Source organism: Alloalcanivorax gelatiniphagus (assembly GCF_005938655.1).
Lineage (GTDB): Bacteria > Pseudomonadota > Gammaproteobacteria > Pseudomonadales > Alcanivoracaceae > Alloalcanivorax > Alloalcanivorax gelatiniphagus.
On sequence record NZ_VCQT01000036.1, the window covers coordinates 42,490 to 61,542 of the forward strand.

General features: G+C 65.8%; 17 protein-coding genes. 10 read left to right on the forward strand and 7 right to left on the reverse strand.

Going from position 1 to position 19,053, the window contains the following annotated elements; translation table 11 throughout:
• Positions 1-51 precede the first annotated feature (51 nt).
• Both uca and FGS76_RS11600 read left to right on the forward strand, forming a co-directional pair.
• Positions 52-3,645, forward strand: a complete 3,594-nt coding sequence (gene uca, locus FGS76_RS11595; protein WP_138772807.1) for an urea carboxylase — start codon at positions 52-54, stop codon at positions 3,643-3,645.
• A gap of 71 nt (positions 3,646-3,716) precedes the next feature.
• Positions 3,717-4,682, forward strand: a complete 966-nt coding sequence (locus FGS76_RS11600; RefSeq protein WP_205717249.1) for an alpha/beta hydrolase — start codon at positions 3,717-3,719, stop codon at positions 4,680-4,682.
• 61 nt (positions 4,683-4,743) lie between these two features.
• Here the strand turns inward: FGS76_RS11600 and murI are convergent, their stop codons facing one another.
• The 4 genes from murI to FGS76_RS11620 all read right to left on the reverse strand — a co-directional run bounded on the left by murI (position 4,744) and on the right by FGS76_RS11620 (position 6,928).
• Positions 4,744-5,580, reverse strand: a complete 837-nt coding sequence (murI, locus tag FGS76_RS11605) for a glutamate racemase (RefSeq protein ID WP_138772808.1) — start codon at positions 5,578-5,580, stop codon at positions 4,744-4,746.
• A gap of 118 nt (positions 5,581-5,698) precedes the next feature.
• Positions 5,699-6,559 (reverse strand): alpha/beta hydrolase family protein, encoded by an 861-nt coding sequence (locus FGS76_RS11610; protein WP_138772809.1) that lies wholly within the window; start codon positions 6,557-6,559, stop codon positions 5,699-5,701.
• On the reverse strand, positions 6,556-6,747 hold the full coding sequence (locus FGS76_RS11615) for a DUF1272 domain-containing protein (protein WP_138772810.1): 192 nt from the start codon (positions 6,745-6,747) through the stop codon (positions 6,556-6,558). The genes FGS76_RS11610 and FGS76_RS11615 overlap by 4 nt, the downstream gene beginning before the upstream one ends.
• Before the next feature lies 1 nt (position 6,748).
• Positions 6,749-6,928 carry a hypothetical protein gene (locus tag FGS76_RS11620; RefSeq protein WP_138772811.1) on the reverse strand — a complete coding sequence of 60 codons (180 nt, stop codon included), beginning with the start codon at positions 6,926-6,928 and terminating at the stop codon, positions 6,749-6,751.
• A 270-nt stretch (positions 6,929-7,198) separates the two neighbouring features.
• Between FGS76_RS11620 and FGS76_RS11625 the strand changes: the two genes are divergently transcribed.
• From FGS76_RS11625 to FGS76_RS11635, 3 genes are all read left to right on the forward strand, one after another.
• Positions 7,199-7,975, forward strand: coding sequence for a helix-turn-helix domain-containing protein (locus FGS76_RS11625; RefSeq protein WP_138772812.1), 777 nt, complete (start codon positions 7,199-7,201; stop codon positions 7,973-7,975).
• 239 nt (positions 7,976-8,214) lie between these two features.
• Positions 8,215-11,094: an RNA polymerase-associated protein RapA gene (rapA, locus tag FGS76_RS11630; RefSeq protein WP_138772813.1), complete on the forward strand. Its 2,880-nt coding sequence runs from the start codon at positions 8,215-8,217 to the stop codon at positions 11,092-11,094.
• Between the two features lie 23 nt (positions 11,095-11,117).
• Complete coding sequence (locus FGS76_RS11635; RefSeq protein ID WP_138772814.1) at positions 11,118-11,768, forward strand: alpha/beta hydrolase; 651 nt, start codon at positions 11,118-11,120, stop codon at positions 11,766-11,768.
• 51 nt (positions 11,769-11,819) lie between these two features.
• Here the strand turns inward: FGS76_RS11635 and FGS76_RS11640 are convergent, their stop codons facing one another.
• Complete coding sequence (locus FGS76_RS11640) at positions 11,820-12,551, reverse strand: dienelactone hydrolase family protein (RefSeq protein WP_138772815.1); 732 nt, start codon at positions 12,549-12,551, stop codon at positions 11,820-11,822.
• Between the two features lie 203 nt (positions 12,552-12,754).
• Between FGS76_RS11640 and FGS76_RS11645 the strand changes: the two genes are divergently transcribed.
• Positions 12,755-12,949 carry a hypothetical protein gene (locus tag FGS76_RS11645; protein WP_138772816.1) on the forward strand — a complete coding sequence of 65 codons (195 nt, stop codon included), beginning with the start codon at positions 12,755-12,757 and terminating at the stop codon, positions 12,947-12,949.
• 598 nt (positions 12,950-13,547) lie between these two features.
• On the opposite strand, the gene FGS76_RS11650 is transcribed toward FGS76_RS11645, so the two are convergent.
• Entirely contained in the window at positions 13,548-13,880 is a 333-nt protein-coding gene (locus FGS76_RS11650) for a DUF1820 family protein (protein WP_138772817.1), read from the reverse strand.
• Between the two features lie 403 nt (positions 13,881-14,283).
• Here FGS76_RS11650 and coxB point away from each other — a divergent pair, with 403 nt between their 5' ends.
• From coxB to FGS76_RS11670, 4 genes are read left to right on the forward strand one after another with little or no spacing between them, the layout of a single operon-like run.
• Complete coding sequence (gene coxB, locus FGS76_RS11655) at positions 14,284-15,492, forward strand: cytochrome c oxidase subunit II (protein WP_138772818.1); 1,209 nt, start codon at positions 14,284-14,286, stop codon at positions 15,490-15,492.
• 14 nt (positions 15,493-15,506) lie between these two features.
• Complete coding sequence (gene ctaD / locus FGS76_RS11660; protein WP_138772819.1) at positions 15,507-17,108, forward strand: cytochrome c oxidase subunit I; 1,602 nt, start codon at positions 15,507-15,509, stop codon at positions 17,106-17,108.
• A gap of 21 nt (positions 17,109-17,129) precedes the next feature.
• Entirely contained in the window at positions 17,130-17,714 is a 585-nt protein-coding gene (locus FGS76_RS11665) for a cytochrome c oxidase assembly protein (RefSeq protein WP_138772820.1), read from the forward strand.
• 30 nt (positions 17,715-17,744) lie between these two features.
• Positions 17,745-18,626, forward strand: coding sequence for a cytochrome c oxidase subunit 3 (locus FGS76_RS11670; protein WP_138772821.1), 882 nt, complete (start codon positions 17,745-17,747; stop codon positions 18,624-18,626).
• A gap of 146 nt (positions 18,627-18,772) precedes the next feature.
• On the opposite strand, the gene FGS76_RS11675 is transcribed toward FGS76_RS11670, so the two are convergent.
• Entirely contained in the window at positions 18,773-19,024 is a 252-nt protein-coding gene (locus FGS76_RS11675; protein WP_138772822.1) for a twin transmembrane helix small protein, read from the reverse strand.
• Positions 19,025-19,053 lie beyond the last annotated feature (29 nt).

Below are 19,053 nucleotides of genomic sequence, written 5' to 3' on the forward strand. Positions count from 1 at the left end.
GCAAGGAAACACAACGGCGGGACGGCCCGCCCAGGCAAGAGAGCCGACCTCATGTTCAACAAGGTTTTGATCGCCAACCGCGGCGCCATCGCCACCCGCATCATCCGCACCCTCAAGGCATTGGGCGTTACCAGTGTGGCGGTGTACGCCGACGCGGACACCGAATCCCGGCACGTGGCCCTGGCGGACCAGGCGCTGTATCTCGGCGACGGCAACGCCGCGCAAACCTATCTGAACCAGGACAAGTTGTTCGCGCTGATGGCCGAGCACGGCATCGACGCGGTGCACCCCGGCTACGGCTTTCTCAGTGAAAATCCGGAATTCGTGGAGCGATGCGAACAGAACGGCATCGCTTTTATCGGCCCCACCGCGCAGCAGATGCGCGACTTCGGCCTGAAACACACCGCCCGCGCTCTGGCGGAAGCCAACGAGGTCCCCCTGCTGCCCGGCACCGACCTGCTGGACGACCCCGCCGCCGCGCTCAAAGCCGCCGAAGAGATCGGCTACCCGGTGATGCTCAAGAGCACCGCCGGCGGCGGCGGTATCGGCATGCAGATCTGCCACGACCGCGCCGGCCTGGAAAAGGCCTGGGACAGCGTGCGCCGGCTGAGCGCCAACAACTTCTCCAACGACGGCGTGTTCCTGGAAAAATACATCGAGCGCGCCCGCCACATCGAAGTGCAGGTATTCGGCGACGGCGCCGGCGGCGCCCTGGCCCTGGGCGAGCGCGATTGCTCCGCCCAGCGCCGCCACCAAAAAGTGCTGGAAGAAACCCCGGCCCCCAACCTGCCGGACGACGTGCGCGCCACCCTGCACGACACCGCCCGTCGCCTGGTGGCGGCGGTGGATTACCGCAACGCCGGCACGGTGGAATTTATCCTCGACCAGGACAGCAACCGCTTCTACTTTCTCGAAGTGAACACCCGCCTGCAGGTGGAACACGGCGTCACCGAGCAGGTATTCGGCATCGACCTGGTGCGCTGGATGGTAGAACTGGCCGCCGGCGAGCTGCCGCCCCTGGCGACCCTGGGCGAAGGGCTACAGCCGCGCGGCCATGCGCTGCAGGCGCGCCTGTACGCGGAAGACCCGAACAAGGATTTCCAGCCCAACGCCGGCCTGCTGACCACCGCCGAGTTCCCGGAAGCGGACGGCCAGGCCCTGCGCATCGACCACTGGATCGAACCGGGCCTGACCGTGTCGCCGCTGTACGACCCGATGCTGGCCAAGCTGATCGTGTTCGAAGCGGACCGGGAAAGCGCGTTGGCCGCCCTGCAACGCACCCTGGAACGGACCTGCGTGGAGGGCATCGAAACCAACCGCGACTATGTGCTGGCGATCCTCGCCGACAGCGTGTTCCAGAACGGCGAGATGACCACCCGCTACCTGAACGGTTTCGACTACCACCCCACCACCCTGGACGTGCTCGCCGGCGGCACCCTGACCACGGTGCAGGATTACCCGGGCCGGCGCGGCTACTGGCCGATCGGCGTACCGCCGTCCGGCCCCTTCGACGCGCTCAGCTTCCGCCTGGGCAACCGCCTGCTGGGCAACGCGGAAGACGCCGCCGGCCTGGAATTCACCCTTAACGGCCCGACCCTGCGCTTCAACCATGGCACCCGCATCGCCCTCACCGGCGCGGACATGGGCGCCACCCTGGACGGCCAGCCGGTGGCCAACTACCAGGCGGTCCCGGTGGCCGCCGGCCAGACCCTCAAGCTCGGCAAGGTACAAGGCGACGGCGCCCGCGCCTATCTGACCATCGCCGGCGGCTTGCAGTGCCAGCCCTACCTGGGCTCGCGCAGCACCTTCACTTTGGGGCAATTCGGCGGCCACGGCGGCCGCGCTATCCGCACCGGCGACGTGCTGCACTTCGACCCGGACCCGGCGGCGGACACCGCCCCGGTGACGGTGCCCGACAGCCTTAAACCGTCGCTGGGCGACAACTGGGAACTGCGTGTGATCTACGGCCCCCACGGCGCCCCGGACTTTTTCACCGACGACGATATGGGCACCTTCTTCAGCGCCCACTGGCAGGTGCACTACAACTCCAGCCGCACCGGCATCCGCCTGGTGGGCCCGAAACCGCAATGGGCGCGCAGCGACGGCGGCGAAGCCGGCATGCACCCGTCCAACATTCACGACAACGCCTACGCCGTGGGCACCGTGGATTTCACCGGCGACATGCCGGTGATCCTGGGGCCGGACGGCCCGTCCCTGGGCGGCTTCGTGTGCCCGGCCACGGTGATCGCCGCGGACCGCTGGAAGCTGGGCCAGCTCAAGGCCGGCGACCGCATCCGCTTCGTGCCGCTGAGCCTGGAGGACGCCGACCGGCTGGCGGCGGAACAGGACGCCTGCCTGGCCGGGCTGAGCGCCCCGGCCCTGGACCCGGCGCCGGCCACCGTGACCACGCCCATCCTCGACCGCCTGGAAGAACAGGCAGACGGGCCGGAGGTGGTCTACCGCGCCGCCGGCGACCGCTACCTGCTGGTGGAATACGGCCCCCTGGAACTGGACCTGCGGCTGCGCTTCCGCGCCCACGCGCTGATGCTGTGGCTGGAACAACAACAGTTCGACGGCATTCTCGAACTGACCCCGGGCATCCGCTCCCTGCAGGTGCATTTCGAGCCGTCGGTGCTGCCGCGCCAGGCACTGCTGGAGACCCTGAAACGGGCGGAGCTGACCCTGGACAAGCAGGACGATCTGGAAGTGCCTTCGCGCATCGTCCACCTGCCGCTGAGCTGGGACGACGAGGCCTGCCGCCTGGCCATCGAGAAATACACCCAGTCGGTGCGCAAGGATGCGCCCTGGTGCCCCAGCAACATCGAGTTCATCCGCCGCATCAACGGCCTGGACAGTATCGACGAGGTAAAGAAAATCCTGTTCGAGGCCAGCTATGTGGTGATGGGCCTGGGCGATGTGTATCTTGGCGCGCCGGTGGCCACCCCCTACGACCCGCGCCACCGGCTGGTGACCACCAAGTACAACCCGGCCCGCACCTGGACCGCCGAAAACTCGGTGGGCATCGGCGGCTCCTACCTGTGCGTGTACGGCATGGAAGGCCCCGGCGGCTACCAGTTCGTGGGCCGCACCTTCCAGATGTGGAACCGCTTCCATAAAACCGACGCCTTTACCCAGCCCTGGCTGCTGCGCTTCTTCGACCAGATCCGCTTCTACGAAGTGAGCGCCGAGGAGCTGCAACAAATCCGCCGTGACTTCCCCAAGGGCCGCTACCCGTTCCGGGTGGAGGAAACCACCTTCAACCTGGGCGAATACCAGCGCTTCCTGGAAGACAACAACGCTTCGATCCGCGCCTTCACCGACGCCCGCAACCGGGCCTTCGACGAGGAGCTGCAACGCTGGGTGGAAAGCGGCCAGATCAATTTCGAATCCCAGCAGGACCTGAACGCGGACGAAGCGGACAGCCTGCCCGAGGGCACCCCGGTGGAATCCCCCACCGCCGGCAACATCTGGAAGCTCAACGTGGCCGAGGGCGACACGGTGGAACAGGGTCAGGTGGTGGCGGTGCTGGAGTCCATGAAGATGGAAATCGAAGTGACCGCCCCGGAAGCCGGCAAGGTGGTGCACATCGCCCGCCAGGAGGGCCAGCAAATCAATGCCGGCCAGGCGGTGATGATTCTCGGCTGACCACGCTGGCTGTTGCCACCAGGACGCGGGCACCGCACAGTGCGCCCTGATCGAAAAGAAACGGGGGGTTTATGGGACACACCGGATACCGGCTGGGCGTGATCGGTGCGCTGCTGACGCTGCTCGCCACACCGGCCTGGAGCCAACGGGACAACAGTATGGATTTCGAACACGTGATCGGTGGTCCGGCAGCGCCGGCGTTGCAGCCTTATCCGGCCCGGGACGGCACCACCCTGCACTACCGGGAATACGGCGACGGTGAGCCGGAACAGGTGATCGTGCTGCTGCACGGCTCCGGCTATCACAGCGCCTATCTGCAACCGCTCGCCGCCGGCCTTGCCGAGCACGGCGGCGTCCGCGTTTATACGCCAGACCTGCGCGGCCACGGCCCGGCCCCGGCGCGCCGGGGCGATGTGGATTATATCGGCCAGCTCGAGGACGATCTGGACGACTTCCTGGGTCGGGTGCAACAGGCCCACCCGCGGGCGTCGTTGTTGCTGGCCGGCCATTCCAGCGGCGGCGGCCTGGCGATCCGCTACGCCGGCGGCGACCCGAAGGTGTCCGTGGACGGTTATATTCTGCTGGCGCCCTACATCCATCACAGCGCGCCCACCAGCGCGGAGAGCAACGCGGATTGGGCCAGCCCGAAAGTGCCGCGACTGATCCTGCTGGGCCTGTTGAATGGCGTCGGCATTACCGGCCTGAACCACCTCACCGTGATCGCATTCACTATGCCGGAAGCGGTGCGCAACGGCACCGAAACCCTGGCCTACAGCTACCGCCTGCAGACCTCCATGCACCCCCGCGACGACTACGGCGCGGACCTGGCGGCGCTGACCACGCCCACTCTGGTGCTGGCCGGCAGCGCCGACAGCAGCTTTAACAGCGACGCCTACGCGCCGCTGTTCCACGAGCACACCGATCAGGCCGAGGTCAAAGTGCTGGACGGTGTCGGCCACCTGGAAATCATCAAGCGCCCCGAAACCCGCCAGGCCATCCAGGCATGGCTGGACACCCCCCGGCAAAACACCCCGTAGGAGCGGCTTCAGCCGCGATTGGCGCGGGGTCGAAAGTGCGTAATCGCGGCTGAAGCCGCTCCTACGGGGTGGGGGACGGGGCCGGCAAGGGCAACGGTCGGGGCTCGCCAAAACCGAAGCCGGCGAAGCCGCGTATCAGGCCCGGGGACACCGGCCCGGTGGCCCAGGCCGAGTCGCCGGTGGTGTTTACGGCCGGCGGGAGGGTGTCCAGCACCTGCGCCACCCGGCGGGCGATGGCCGCGCCGGAGTCCACCCATTGCACCGGGCGCGGGGCGCGGGCGTCGAACCGGTCGCGCAGCAGCGGGAAATGGGTGCAGCCGAGCACCACGGTGTCCAGCCCCGCGTCGCGCCACAGCGGCGCCAGGCCCTGGTCCAGCCCCCGGTCGTCCAGGGGCTCACCGGCCAGCAGCCGCTCGGCTTGCTCCACCAGACCATCGGCGGCCACCCGCACCACGGTGCAGTGGCCGGCGAAGTCGTTGATCAATTTGTCCGTGTACGGGCGGGTAACGGTGGCGGAGGTGGCCAGCAGGCCGATCACGCCGCTGCCGCTGAGGGCGGCGGCGGGCTTGATGGCGGGCACGGTGCCCACCACCGGGATCGACAGGGCCGCGCGCAGAGCGTCCAGCGCCAGGGTACTGGCGGTATTGCAGGCCACCACCAGGGCGCGGGCGCCGCTGGCCGCCACCGCCGCCAGGCAAACCGCGACGATCCGTTGCACCAGCCAGTGGTCCGGCTTGGTGCCGTAGGGCATCGCCGCGTTGTCGCACACATAGGCCAGCGGCACCCCGGGCAGTTGCGCGCGCAGGGCGCGCACCACCGACAGCCCGCCCACGCCGGAATCAAAGATCAGCACGGGGGCGGCGGTGCAAGGCTCGGGCGACGGGGTGGATGAGGGCATGGGGTTTCCGGACGGTGCTCCAGCAAGCCGTTGACGATGGCGGCGGCCAACGGGTTCTGTTCGCTTGGCCGCTAGCCGCTAAGAGTACCGCCACCGGCGTCCGGGAACAAAGGCCGGCTCAGTGGACCGGGCCGGGCAAGCCGTGCCAGATGCGCACCCGTTCCGCCACGCTGTCGGCCTGGCGGGCCCAGCGGAAGTGGTCCGCCTTGTCGCCGATCTGGTTGGCGTCCAGGGTTTCCTCGATCAGACCGGCGGCGCGGAACTTGTCGGTGACCGCGTGCACCGAATCCGCCGGGGCCAGCTCATCGTCGGCCAGGCGGATCGCCAGCACCGGGCCGGTGTAGGCGGCCACGGCGGCGTCCAGATCCTCGTCCAGGCCCCGGGCCCGGTAGAGATTGGTCAGCGCCAGCTCACGCCAGTCCGCCATCAGGGTGCGCGCCTCCCGGCCACCGAAGCCGATGCGGTCACCGGGGTAATAGCCGAACATCAGATTGCCGAGCGGAATCAGCCGGGTCAGCAGCCGCACCTTGCCGGCCATGGCACCGGTGAAGGCCCGCACCCAGGGGCTGCCGGTGGCCACCAGCACCACCCCGTCCACCCGCTCGGCCAGCCTGCCGGCACTGATCGCGGCGAAATGCCCGCCCAGGCTGTGGCCCATCAGATACACCGGCGCCTCCGGATGGTGGGCGCGCAGCCATTCCAGTACCGACGGCAGGTCCTGCCCGAGAACCTGGGCGAAGCCCCAATCGCTGCGCCGTGACGGGCGCAGGGCACTGTCGCCATGGCCGCGCTGTTCCATCAGCGCCACGCTGAAGCCGCGCCCGGCCAGGGCCTCGGCCAGCTTGCCGTAAAAGCGCACGGATACGCCCAGGGCCGGCATCAGCAGCACGATGGGCGCGCCGGCGGCGGCCGGGTACCAGCTCAGCGGGACCCGGTAACCATGGCCGTTATCGACGCTGAACGGCTGGCCGGCGCTCATGCGCCAGCGTCCACCGGCGGCACCCGGCGCGGCCGCCGCACCAGCTCGCCGCTGCAATTGGGGCAGGTGGTGCTCAGGGCGGTGCAGCAATCCACGCAGAACGTGCACTCGTAGGAACAGATATAGGCCTCGCCTTCCGTCGCCAGGGTCTGCTCGCAATGCTCGCAGTGGCTCTTCATCTCCAGCATGTCAGTGCGCCTCCACTTTTCGTTTACCGCAGCGTTCGCATTGATAGCGGGTCACCAGCTTGCCTTTCTGGCTGTCGAAGCGGGTACTTTTGACCACCTTCCACTTGTGAAAGCCGTGCTGGCACAGCCCCTTCTTGGGCTTCTTGCGGGCCGGCTTCTTGAACGGGACAACCTCACCCATCGCATCACCTCGTCGGAATAAACCGCCCACAGAATACCCCAACCGGCGGGCGCCGGTGTCAAAGGGAGGTCAGCGGCAGCGCCACAAGGGGCCATTCCGCCGGCCGGACGGTGCCGGCGGCGTTGAGCACGCCGGTGTCGGTCAGGGATTGCCCGGGCCTGGTCTTTCTCCTCCTCGTTTCTGGTAGAGTCAGCGTCGTCGCGCCAGGGAAGTAAAACAATTACCTGGTGGGTAATGGACGGGTAGAGAACAGGATAAGGGAGCGCGGCGATGGAACCGGGCAAGTTGCTTTCCGAGTGGCGCAAGACCCGCCGGCTCAGCCAGTTGGAGCTGGCCGCCCGGGCGGCGGTGTCGAGCCGCCACCTGAGTTTCGTGGAAACCGGCCGGGCCCGCGCCAGCGCCGGCCTGCTGCGGCGTCTGGCGGCGGCGCTGGACCTGAACTGCCGCGACACCAATGAGCTGCTGGTGGCCGCCGGCCACGCACCGGTCTACGGCGAGACCCGCCTGGACGAGCCGGCCATGGCGCCGGTGCGCCAGGCCCTGGAAGTGATGCTCGACAACCACCAGCCCTACCCGGCCGGCGTGCTCGACGCCCACTGGAACCTGCTGCTGGCCAATACCGCCCTGCAGGGGCTGATCCAGGCCATGGTCGCCGAGGGCGGCCCGCTGCCGGACACCGGCAATATCCTCGAGCTGGTGTTTCATCCGGACGGCTTCAAACCCTTTATCCTCAACTGGGATCTGGTCGCCTCGGCGCTGCTGCGGCGCCTGCGCCGGGACCTGGACCTGCGCCCGGACCCGCGGCTGCAACGGCTGTACCGGCGCCTGGAGGACCTGGCGGACCTGCCCGCCCTGCTCGGCGCCACGCCCACCAGCGTGGACCCCATGCTGACCTTGCAGATGATGGTCGGCGGCCGGCGCCTGACCACCTTCTCCACCCTGGCCAGCTTCGGCACCGCCATGGATGTGGTGATGGAGGAGCTGCGTATTGAGCATTATTTTCCCGCTGATGACGCAACCCGAGCGTTCTTCGAAGAGGCCGGTTGAAAGTTGAAAGTTAAAAGTTGAAGGCGCGCATGAAGCGATCGTGACGTCCGCCGACCGGTACGCGAAGTGGCATGGGAGTGACAGTCGCGCGGCGATAAAACATCCGCCGGCACGGGCTGTGCCGCGCGCTTTGAACTTTCAACTTTCAACTTTTAACCCGCCCGCCGGGCGCTTTCATCGCACCGACGCGGCCGAACCCGTATAATCCCGCTCCCGAATCCACCGGCCACAGGATAGCCATGACCGAATTTACTCCCGGCCAGCGCTGGCTCAGCGAATCCGAGACCGAACTGGGGCTCGGCCTGATCAAGGAGGTGGACTACCGTCTGGTGACGGTCAGCTACCCGGCCGTGGAAGAAGAACGGACCTACGCGAAGAGCAACGCGCCGCTGTCGCGCATTACCTTCGACGTGGGCGACACCCTGACCACCGGCGACGGTCTGGATCTGGTGGTCAAGGACGTGGAGGACCACAACGGCCTGATGGTCTACCACGCCCACCCCGCCGACGAGCCGGACAATGTGCAGCCGGTGCCGGAATCCCTGCTCGGCCATCGACTGCGCCTGAGCAACGCCCTGGACCGGCTGCTCACCAATCAGCTGTCGTCCAACCGCTGGTTCGAGCTGCGGGTGGCGGCGCTGGACGCCCGCGCCCACCGGGAAGGTTCACCGATCCAGGGGCTGCGCGGCCCGCGCATCGACCTGATCGGCCACCAGTTGTACATCGCCGACCAGGTGGCCCGCCGTTACGCCCCCCGGGTGCTGCTGGCCGACGAAGTGGGCCTGGGCAAAACCATCGAAGCGGGTCTGATCCTGCATCAGCAATTGGAAACCGGCCGCGCCCGCCGCGCCCTGATCGTGGTGCCCGATGCCCTGGTGCATCAGTGGTTCGTGGAAATGGCCCGCCGCTTCAATCTGCGCTTTTCCATTTTCGATGAAGAACGGCTCACCGCCCTGTCCCGCCCCAGCGTGGATGACGTCAAGGAAATGCTGGCGGACCTGTTCGCCGAGTCGGAGGGCGAAGGCGACGCGCCGGAGATCGACGACAACCCCTTCCTCTCCGAGCAGCTGGTGCTGTGCAGCACCGCCTTCCTGGAAGGCTGCGACATCGACAGCCTGGCCGCCGCCGACTGGGACCTGGTGATCGTCGACGAGGCCCACCATCTGCACTGGACCCCGGAGGCGCCGTCCGAGGCCTACCGCCGGGTGGAGCAACTGGCCGCCGCCAGCCGGGGCCTGCTGCTGCTCACCGCCACCCCGGAACAGCTCGGCCTGGAGAGTCACTTCGCCCGCCTGCGCCTGCTGGACCCGGACCGCTACCCGGACCTGGACGCCTTCGTGGCGGAGCAGGAACGCTACCGGGAGGTGGCGGATCTGGTCGGCGAACTGCACGACCAGGAGAGCTGGCCGGCGGACCTGAAGCAGCGCGCCGCCGAGCTGCTGCCCGACGAAACCGTGGACGAAACCCACCGCCAGGCGGTGCTCGCCGAACTGCTGGACCGGTTCGGCCCGGGCCGGGTGATGTTCCGCAACACCCGCCACAATGTGGCCGGCTTCCCGGCCCGGCGGGTGCACGGCGAACCGCTGCCGCTGCCCGACAACTACCGGGTGGACGAGGACGAAGAGCTGGCCCTGCGCCTGTACCCGGAAGCCGGCTTCGGCGACGACCGCTGGTGCGGCGAGGACCCGCGGGTGGCCTGGCTGGAGCGTTTTCTCAAGGAGCACCGTGGCGACAAGGTGCTGGTGATCTGCGCGCGCCGCGACACCGCCATCGACCTGCACGCCCACTGCGGCTACAAGCTGGGCATGAATCTGGCCGTGTTCCATGAAGGCATGGACCTGATCGAGCGGGACCGGGCGGCGGCCTATTTCGCCGACCACGAAGACGGCGCCCAGGCACTGATCTGCTCGGAAATCGGCTCCGAGGGCCGTAACTTCCAGTTCGCCCACCATCTGGTGCTGATGGACCTGCCCCTGGACCCGGACCTGCTGGAACAGCGCATCGGCCGCCTGGACCGCATCGGCCAGAGCGAGGAAGTGAAGATTCACGTGCCCTACTTCCAGGGCCACGCCCAGGAGGTGCTGTTCCAGTGGTACCACCAGGGCATGAACGCCTTCGAGCACACCAACCCGGCCGGCCATGAAATCCGCCAGCGCACCGCCGCGCCCCTGGAACAGGCCCTGACCCGGCCCGACGACGGCGCCGCCCTGGCAGCGCTGGTGGAGGTTACCCGCCGCGAGGCGGACGCGCTGCGCCAGCGCCTGGAGCAGGGCCGCGACCGGCTGCTGGAACTGGCCTCCTGCGATCCGGAGCGCGCCGACACCCTCAAGGAAACCCTGGCCACGGCGGACGCGGACAGCCCCTGGCCGTTCATGACCCGGGTGTTCGACCACTATGGCGTGGACCAGGAAGAACATTCCGAGGACGCCTGGATTCTCAAACCGGGCCCGCATCTGCGCGAACCGTTCCCGCATCTGCCGGAAGAAGGGGTCACCGTCACCGACCAGCGCGGCACCGCCATCGCCCGGGACGACATGCAGTTTCTCACCTGGGAGCATCCGCTGGTGGGCGGCGCCCTGGACCTGATTCTCGATGAGCACCGGGGCAAGGCATCGGTGAGCCTGCTCAAGAATCCCAAGATCAAGGCCGGCACCCTGCTGGTGGAGGCGGTCTATACGGTGGAGCCGGTGGCCCCCCGCCATCTGCAAGCGGACCGCTTCCTGCCGGTGACCACGGTGCGCCGGCTGCTGGACGCCAATGGCCGCGATCTGTCCTCGGCGATCACCCACGACGCGCTCTGCAAGCAATGCCACAAGCTGGAAAAGCCCCTGGCGCGCAAGATCGTGGCCAGCCAGAAGGCGCTGCTGGAACAGCTGCTCAAGGACGACGAACGGAACGCCGCCGGGCAGGCCCGGGCGGTGATCGACGGCGCCCTGGCCACCATGCGCGACAGCCAGGACCAGGCGCTGCGCCGGCTGCGCGCCCTGCGTGACAAGAACCCGCTGGTCCGGGAGGAGGAAATCACCTACCTGGAACGGCAGACCGAGGCCCTGGAAGAGCGCATCGGCGATGCCCGCTTCCGGCTGGAGGCGGTGCGCGTCATCGTCGCCGGCAACTGAACCGGCAAGCAAAGGAGAACAGCATGGATTATCTGCCCTGCGTGGAACTGGACCCGCGACAACCCGCCGACTCCAGCGTGATCTGGCTGCACGGCCTGGGCGCCAGTGGCCACGACTTCGAGCCGGTGGTGCCGGAGCTGGGCCGCAAGAGCACCCGCTTCGTGTTTCCCCATGCCCCACAGATCCCGGTGACGGTGAACGGCGGCATGGTGATGCCGGCCTGGTATGACATCGTCAGCCTGGGCGGCAACGGCGCCGTGGACGAGGAAGGCATTCGCCGTTCCGCGGCCCAGCTGGATGCGCTGATCGAGCGGGAAATCGAGCGTGGCGTGCCCGCCGAGCGGATCCTGGTGGCGGGCTTCTCCCAGGGCGGCGCGGTGGCCTATGAAGCGGCCCTGCGCCATCCGAAACGGCTGGCCGGGCTGATGGCGCTGTCCACCTACTTCGCCACCGCCGACAGCGTGGCGTTCAGCGAGGCCAACGCCGGCCTGCCGGTGTTCATCGCCCACGGCACCTTCGACCCGATGGTGCCGGAACAGGGCGGCCGCCGGGCGGCGGACACCCTGAGCGCCAAGGGTTACCCCACCGAGTACAAGACCTACCCGATGGAGCACGCGGTGTGCCTGGAAGAGATTCAGGACATTGCCGGCTTTTTGGCGCGGGTGTTTGATTAACACCCATCGCGGCTGAAGCCGCTCCTACAGGTTCACTTTGTAGGAGCGGCTTCAGCCGCGAGCGCCAAACACCTCATCAAACAAATCATCCATGGCCGCGAAGGCGCGCCGCGCCACCTTGGGGTCGTACACCGAGCGCCCCGGGATATTGGCCCCCGGATCGGTGAACGAATGCACCGCCCCACCGAAATGGGTGAGCTGCCAGTCCGCCCCGGCGCCGTCCATTTCCGCCTTGAACGCCTTTAGTGAGTCCTCACTGACCATCGGGTCGTCGGCGCCATTCAGCACCAGCACACTGCCCTTCACCGCCCCGGCGGCCGGCGACGGCGTATCCAGCAATCCGTGGAAGCTGACAAAGGCGCGCAGGTCGGCGCCGTCCCGGGCCAGTTCCAGGGCACAGGCGCCGCCGAAACAGAAACCGAACATGGCCAGCCGGTCCCGGGCGATGCCCAGCTTGTCGGCCTGCTGCTCCAGCACCTCCAGGGCACCCCGCAGCCGTGCCCGCAGAGCGTCGTTGTCGGCCCGCGCTTCGCCCATGGCTTCCATGGCCTCATCCGGGTTCGCCGGGCGCACCTCCGCGCCGAACGGGTCGAGCACGAAAATCGCCCGGCTGTTGTCCAGGCACCGCTCCGCCTGGGCAATGGCGGCATCGCTGATGCCGAAAAAGTTGGGGGCCATCAGCAGGCCACGGCTGGGGCTGGCGCCGCGCAGGTACAGCAGGTGCCCCCGGAAAGTGCGGCCGTTCACTTGATAGTCGATGGCTTGATTGACGATATCGCTCATTGCTTGTCTCCCGATAAAAACGCCCGCCATTAAACACTTCGTCACCTTGCACCCGCAAACCGCCCGCCGGGCGCCACCCGCACCGGCATGGACATTTTCGGACCGAACCGACGGCGGCGGCGCCTCTCCACGAGAAATTCACGGAACCGAACCGGGCTGGCCCGCTCAAAAATGGAAATCATTGCCTTCCAGGAGCGCTCGCCATGAACAAACTGGCCATCCAGGGTTTGATTGCCATCACTTCCGCCCTCTGGTTGCCCGCCCAGGCCGACCTGACCCGGGCGGCCTGGGACGGCGACAGCGCCGGCGAAACCCGTACCCTGACCGACGACGCCGCCGAGAACAGCCCGGTGCTGTTGCTGCCGGTGGCCGGCCGGGATCAGCGGGAAAAAGGTTAAATCCGAAAAACCGGCGTGCGGCCGTTCACACTTCCGCGCGGGGGCGGGAACACCCGCCGCGCGGCGGCCTCTGATTGCGTACCGACGGCGTCATTGTTGGTGGGCGCGAGGCCAGCAAGGAGGGCCAGGGAGCAAGGATGCGAGCGCTCAGCCGGCGTCGGCGGACCGAATCGAAGCGCTGATTCGAAAATTTCTCGGGACGGGTAAGCAAAATCGGGAACTTATTCCCGCTGGATGTGCACTAACCCAATGAGTCTCCCAATATAATCAGGCAACCCTCCGGGCGCACAGCAAAGCTGGCGCCCTTCTTTTTTTGGGGCACCTTCTCCCCAAATGCCCCGTAGGAGCGGCTTCAGCCGCGATCAGCCACCGGGAATCGCACACCCGTCCCAGTTCAAAGTTCAAAGTTAAAAGGTCCTGGCCGAACGGTCCATCAGCGGCCTTGGGCCGGGATCGGTCGGGCGGAGCCAGGAGTCTCCGAAGCGCGGGCACGGCCTCTCGCCCGCCCCGCACCAGCCCGCGTTTCAACTTTTCACTTTTAACTTTCAACTCCGGGTCAATCGCGACTGAAGTCGCTCCTACATGACCTGGTGCGGGATCAGGTCTTCTTGCCGCCGCCGGGGCCGAAGGGCAGCGGAAAGGCGGTCACGTTGCTGCCCGCCTCGGTGATCTTGCCCACGCCTTCCTTTTCCACCTCATCGATGCGGATCACCGCATGCATGGGAATAAAGGAACGCTGCACCCCGGCGAACTGGTTCTTGAGCTTCTCCTCGGAGGGGTCCACCACCATCTGCGCCCGCTCACCGAACAGGAATTCCTCCACTTCGATGAAGCCATAAAGGTCGCTGGCGTAGATCTGGCCTACGTAGATTTCGTAGATCTGGCCCTGGTTAAGGAAAATAACCCGATAGATTTGGCGGCTTTTCGACATGATGGGGGCTGTGTGAGTGCCTGAAAAGGGCGCGCAGTCTAGCACAGATTGCCGGTGCGGCATCCCCCGCAAGCCTCTGTTTCGCGGGCTTGGCGGCTGGACTTTGCCCCTTTGAATGACTAGAGTTACGGCCCACAATGCCGTGGGGCATTTTGCCGCACCCTGGGACGTCGCCTTCTTTTCCCTCACTTCTTGTAAGTGATTGTTTTGGGGCGATTTTCTCAATAATAAGGCGGGTTTTTGGCCACCCCCTTGGCCGCCCCCGCCCTCCGGGCAGGGACCCGGCAGGGCTCCACAGCATCATTATCCTGAAACTCGCTTTCCAGGTGCCGGTGACGGCAATAGAAAAGGCGTGCCCCCTTGTTCCGGGGGGGACTCGCTGGGGAAAACAGGGAGCAAACGCATGCAGTCAACTCTGTTCCACCGCGCGGCGGTCGGCCTCGTTTCGCTGATGATCAGCGGCATGGCCATGGCCAGCGACTGGACTGAACGTTCCGACCATAACCTGCGGCCCGGGGTCACCGCGGTCAGCCAGGAAGTGTACGACCTTCACACCACGATTCTGTGGATCGTCACCATCATCGGCTTGCTGGTGTTCGGCCTGATTCTGATCTCCATGATCCGTCACCGCCGTTCCCGCCATCCGAACCCGGCCACCTTCCATGAGAACGTGTTCCTGGAAGTGCTGTGGACGGTAATTCCGTTCGTCATCCTGATCGCCATGGCGGTGCCCGCCACCCGTGTGCTGATCCAGTTGGATGACACCTCCGACGCGGAACTCACCGTGAAGGTCACCGGCCATCGTTGGAAGTGGGAATACGAGTATCTCACCTACGGGGACGACAACAATATCGGCGTCTCCTATATGTCCAACATCGCCACCCCTCCGGAACAGATCAACAACCCGGTACTGTCCGGCGGCCTGTTCCCCTACGGCACCGCCAAGGACGCCGTGGGCAAGGAGTTCCCCGCGAAGGACGCCAACTACAACCTGGAAGTGGACAACCCGCTGGTGCTGCCGTCCGGCCAGAAGGTCCGTTTCCTGGTCACCTCAGCGGACGTGATCCACTCCTTCTGGGTGCCGGACTTCGGCGGCAAGAAGGACGCCATCCCAGGCTTTGTCAACGAAACCTGGGCCAAGGTTCCCGAAGGCCAGGAAGGCACCTACTATGGTCAGTGCGCGGAACTGTGTGGCAAGAACCACGCCTTCATGCCCATCGAGGCCAAGGTGGTGAGCCAGGCCGAGTTCGCCGACTGGCTGGCGCAGAAGAAGGAAGAGGCCGCCGCGGCCCCGGACCTGACGCCGTTCGCCAACCTGGACGAAGCCATGGAGCTGGGCAAGCAGACCTACGCCGGCAACTGCGCCGTGTGTCATGGCAACAATGGTGAAGGCGGTGTCGGCCTGCCGTTCGCGGGCAGCGACTTCGCCACCAAGAAAGAACATCTGGAAGAGCACATCCATGTGCTGATCGAAGGCCGTGGCGCCATGCCCGCTTTCGCCGCCCAGTTGTCACCGCGCCAGATCGCCTCCGTCATTACCTACGAGCGTAACGCCTGGGGTAACGAGACCGGTGACCTGATTCAACCCGAAGACGTCTACGAACAAGAGTAAGGGAGGGGAGATCGATGAGTACCGCTGCCACCGCACACGATGACCATCATCACCACGCCCCGACCGGCCTGAAACGCTGGCTGTTCAGCACCAACCACAAGGACATCGGCACCCTGTACCTGTGGTTCAGCTTCGCCATGTTCATGGTCGGTGGCCTGCTGGCGATGGTGATTCGTACCGAGTTGCTGGAACCGGGCATGCAGTTCGTGGACCCGGAATTCTTCAACCAGCTGACCACCCTTCACGGTCTCGCCATGGTATTCGGCGCCGTGATGCCCGGCTTCGTCGGGCTGGCCAACTGGATGATTCCGCTGATGATCGGCGCGCCGGACATGGCGTTGCCGCGCATGAACAACTGGTCGTTCTGGATTCTGCCGTTCGCCTTCCTGATCCTGCTCAGCTCCATGTTCATGAGCGCTTTCGGCGCCGGGCATCCGAGCGCGCCGAACTTCGGCTGGACCTTCTACGCGCCGCTCTCCACCGAGTACGGCCCGGCTTCCACCGACCTGTTCATCCTGTCCGTGCACATGATGGGTATCTCCTCGATCATGGGCGCGATCAACGTGATCGTCACCGTGTTCAACCTGCGCGCGCCGGGCATGACCCTGATGAAAATGCCGCTGTTCGTATGGACCTGGCTGATCACCGCCTTCCTGCTGATCGCGGTAATGCCGGTACTGGCCGGCGCGGTGACCATGATGCTCACCGACCGTCACTTCGGCACCAGCTTCTTCAGCGCCGCCGGCGGCGGTGACCCGGTCCTGTTCCAGCACGTGTTCTGGTTCTTCGGGCACCCCGAGGTGTACATCATGATTCTGCCGGCGTTCGGTATCGTGTCGGCGATCATCCCCACCTTCGCGCGCAAGCAGCTGTTCGGCTACGCCTCCATGGTCTACGCCACCGCGTCCATCGCGCTGCTCAGTTTCGTGGTCTGGGCACACCATATGTTCACCGTGGGCATGCCCCTGGCCGGTACTCTGTTCTTCATGTACATGACCATGCTGATCTCGGTGCCCACCGGCGTGAAGGTGTTCAACTGGGTGGCCACCATGTGGCGCGGCTCACTGACCTTCGAGCTGCCCATGAAGTGGGCCATCGCCTTCGTGATCCTGTTCACCTGTGGCGGCCTGTCCGGTCTGATGCTGGCGATCACGCCGGTGGACTTCCAGTACCACGATACCTACTTCGTGGTGGCGCACTTCCACTACGTGCTGGTATCCGGCGCCGTGTTCACCATGTTCGCCGCCGCCTACTACTGGCTGCCCAAGTGGTCTGGCGTGATGCCCAACAAGCTGCTCGGCGAGCTGCACTTCTGGAGTTCCCTGATCTCCGTGAACCTGCTGTTCTTCCCGATGCACTTCGTGGGCCTGGCGGGCATGCCGCGTCGTTACGCGGACTATGCCCTGCAGTTCGCCGACTATAACTTCTGGATTTCCATCGGCGGCTTCTGGTTTGGCCTGTCGCAGCTGCTGTTCCTGGCGGTGTGCGTGCTGTGCGCCCTGAAGAAAGGCGAGAAGGCCCCGGCCAAGCCGTGGGAAGGCGCGGAAGGCCTGGAATGGGAAGTGCCCTCACCGGCCCCGTTCCATACCTTTGAAACACCCCCGGTGGTGAAATAAAGAATCGCGGATAACGGTGCCATGAGCCAAGAAAGCCTCGAACATCGCAATAAGCGCACCCTGCGCAAGCTCCTGATCTGGGCGCTGGCGATGTTCGGCTTCGCGTTCGCCATGGTGCCGTTCTACAACGTGATCTGCGACATCACCGGATTGAACGGCAAGACGTCGTCGACGGCGAGCACCGAAGGCCCGTCACGGACCGTGGAAGACCGCACCGTGACCGTGGAATTCATCACCCAGCGGGGCAAGGGCGTGAACGGAGACTTCATGTCCGCCACCCGCCGGGTAAAGGTGCATCCGGGTGAGATCACGCTGGTGAACTTCTACGCCAGCAACCCGAAGAGCAGTGACATCGTCACCCAGAGCATTCCGTCCGTGACCCCGGGGGAAGCGGCGCGCTACCTGCACAAGACCCAGTGCTTCTGCTTTGATCAGCAGACCCTGGGGGCCGGGGAGCGCAAGGAAATGCCGATGATCTTCTATCTCGATCCGGAGCTGCCGCCGCACATCACCACGCTGACACTGTCGTACACGATATTCGACGTGACCGACCGGGTCGCCGCTACCAAAAACACCGTTATCAACAACAATGCGGTCGCCCGGTAACGGCCCGGTTGTACAGGAGACTTTTTCAAAATGGCTACTGAGAAGTATTACGTACCCGAGAGCAGCCCCTGGCCCCTGGCGGCTTCGGTAGGGCTGTTCATGACCGCCGTGGGCGGGGCCCACTTTATCCAGCAGAGCACCGCCCCGGACAAGTTCCAGGGTAGCTGGGGGATGCCGCTGTTCTTCTTCGGCCTGGCCACCCTGTGGCTGGTGATCGCCATCTGGTGGCGCGACACCATCAAGGAATCCGTGGGCGGCCTGCACAGCAAGCAGCTGGGCATTTCCTACCGCCAGGGCATGCTGTGGTTCATTTTCTCCGAGGTGATGTTCTTCGGTGCCTTCTTCGGCGCCCTGTTCTACACCCGCTGGCTGATCGTGCCGTGGCTGGGCGGCGCCGGTAACAACGCCATGACCCACGAGCTGCTGTGGCCGAGCTTCCAGGCCATGTGGCCGCTGGTGAAAACCCCGGACGGCACCGTCACCCAGGCCATGGGCGCCTGGGGCCTGCCGGCGATCAACACCGCCATCCTGCTGACCAGCTCGGTGACCCTGACCATCGCTCACCACGCCCTGCTGCAAGGCAAGCGCGGCAAGCTGATCGGCTTCCAGGCTGTAACCGTGGTGCTGGGCGCCATCTTCCTGTGCCTTCAGGCCTGGGAATACCATCACGCCTACGAGGAAATGGGTCTGACCCTGCACGCCGGCATCTATGGCAGCCTGTTCTTCATGCTGACCGGTTTCCACGGTGTTCACGTGACCATCGGCACCATCTTCCTGTTCGTCACGCTGCTGCGTGTGATCAAGGGCCACTTCGACGCGGAAAACAATTTCGCCTGGGAAGCGGGGGCCTGGTACTGGCACTTCGTGGACGTGGTCTGGCTGTTCCTTTTCGTGGTGGTGTACTGGCTGTAACCCCGCCGACCACCCTGGAAACAAAAGGCCCCGGTCACAAGCCGGGGCTTTTTGTTTTTCGGTGTGGGGAGGATCGCGGTTGAAACCGCTGCTACCCTGTTTGATCGGGTGCTGTAGGAGCGGTTTCAACCGCGATCAACAAACGCTTATTCCGCCGACTGCTCCATGGGCGCGTCCGGGCTGGCCGCCGGGTTGACGCCGTGGGGCTCAATCCAGCCCATCATCATGCTCAGCAGGATGAACAGGAACACCGCCACCGAGAAACCGACCCGCCAGGCCAGGGCGCGCATGGTCTTGCCGTCCTTGCCCTGGCCACGCACCAGCGACATCAACGCCTTGCCCAGCGCCACCACCGCCGCGATCAACAGCACGATGACGATCAGCTTCACCCACCACATACACTTCTCCTTAGCCAACGCCGGGCGGC

Bases quoted from the DNA above. Each gene is read 5' to 3' on its own strand.
- uca (WP_138772807.1), top strand. From the start codon at position 52: ATGTTCAACAAGGTTTTGATCGCCAACCGCGGCGCCATCGCCACCCGC.
- FGS76_RS11600 (WP_205717249.1), top strand. From the start codon at position 3,717: ATGGGACACACCGGATACCGGCTGGGCGTGATCGGTGCGCTGCTGACG.
- murI (WP_138772808.1), bottom strand. From the start codon at position 5,580: ATGCCCTCATCCACCCCGTCGCCCGAGCCTTGCACCGCCGCCCCCGTG.
- FGS76_RS11610 (WP_138772809.1), bottom strand. From the start codon at position 6,559: ATGAGCGCCGGCCAGCCGTTCAGCGTCGATAACGGCCATGGTTACCGG.
- FGS76_RS11615 (WP_138772810.1), bottom strand. From the start codon at position 6,747: ATGCTGGAGATGAAGAGCCACTGCGAGCATTGCGAGCAGACCCTGGCG.
- FGS76_RS11620 (WP_138772811.1), bottom strand. From the start codon at position 6,928: ATGGGTGAGGTTGTCCCGTTCAAGAAGCCGGCCCGCAAGAAGCCCAAG.
- FGS76_RS11625 (WP_138772812.1), top strand. From the start codon at position 7,199: ATGGAACCGGGCAAGTTGCTTTCCGAGTGGCGCAAGACCCGCCGGCTC.
- rapA (WP_138772813.1), top strand. From the start codon at position 8,215: ATGACCGAATTTACTCCCGGCCAGCGCTGGCTCAGCGAATCCGAGACC.
- FGS76_RS11635 (WP_138772814.1), top strand. From the start codon at position 11,118: ATGGATTATCTGCCCTGCGTGGAACTGGACCCGCGACAACCCGCCGAC.
- FGS76_RS11640 (WP_138772815.1), bottom strand. From the start codon at position 12,551: ATGAGCGATATCGTCAATCAAGCCATCGACTATCAAGTGAACGGCCGC.
- FGS76_RS11645 (WP_138772816.1), top strand. From the start codon at position 12,755: ATGAACAAACTGGCCATCCAGGGTTTGATTGCCATCACTTCCGCCCTC.
- FGS76_RS11650 (WP_138772817.1), bottom strand. From the start codon at position 13,880: ATGTCGAAAAGCCGCCAAATCTATCGGGTTATTTTCCTTAACCAGGGC.
- coxB (WP_138772818.1), top strand. From the start codon at position 14,284: ATGCAGTCAACTCTGTTCCACCGCGCGGCGGTCGGCCTCGTTTCGCTG.
- ctaD (WP_138772819.1), top strand. From the start codon at position 15,507: ATGAGTACCGCTGCCACCGCACACGATGACCATCATCACCACGCCCCG.
- FGS76_RS11665 (WP_138772820.1), top strand. From the start codon at position 17,130: ATGAGCCAAGAAAGCCTCGAACATCGCAATAAGCGCACCCTGCGCAAG.
- FGS76_RS11670 (WP_138772821.1), top strand. From the start codon at position 17,745: ATGGCTACTGAGAAGTATTACGTACCCGAGAGCAGCCCCTGGCCCCTG.
- FGS76_RS11675 (WP_138772822.1), bottom strand. From the start codon at position 19,024: ATGTGGTGGGTGAAGCTGATCGTCATCGTGCTGTTGATCGCGGCGGTG.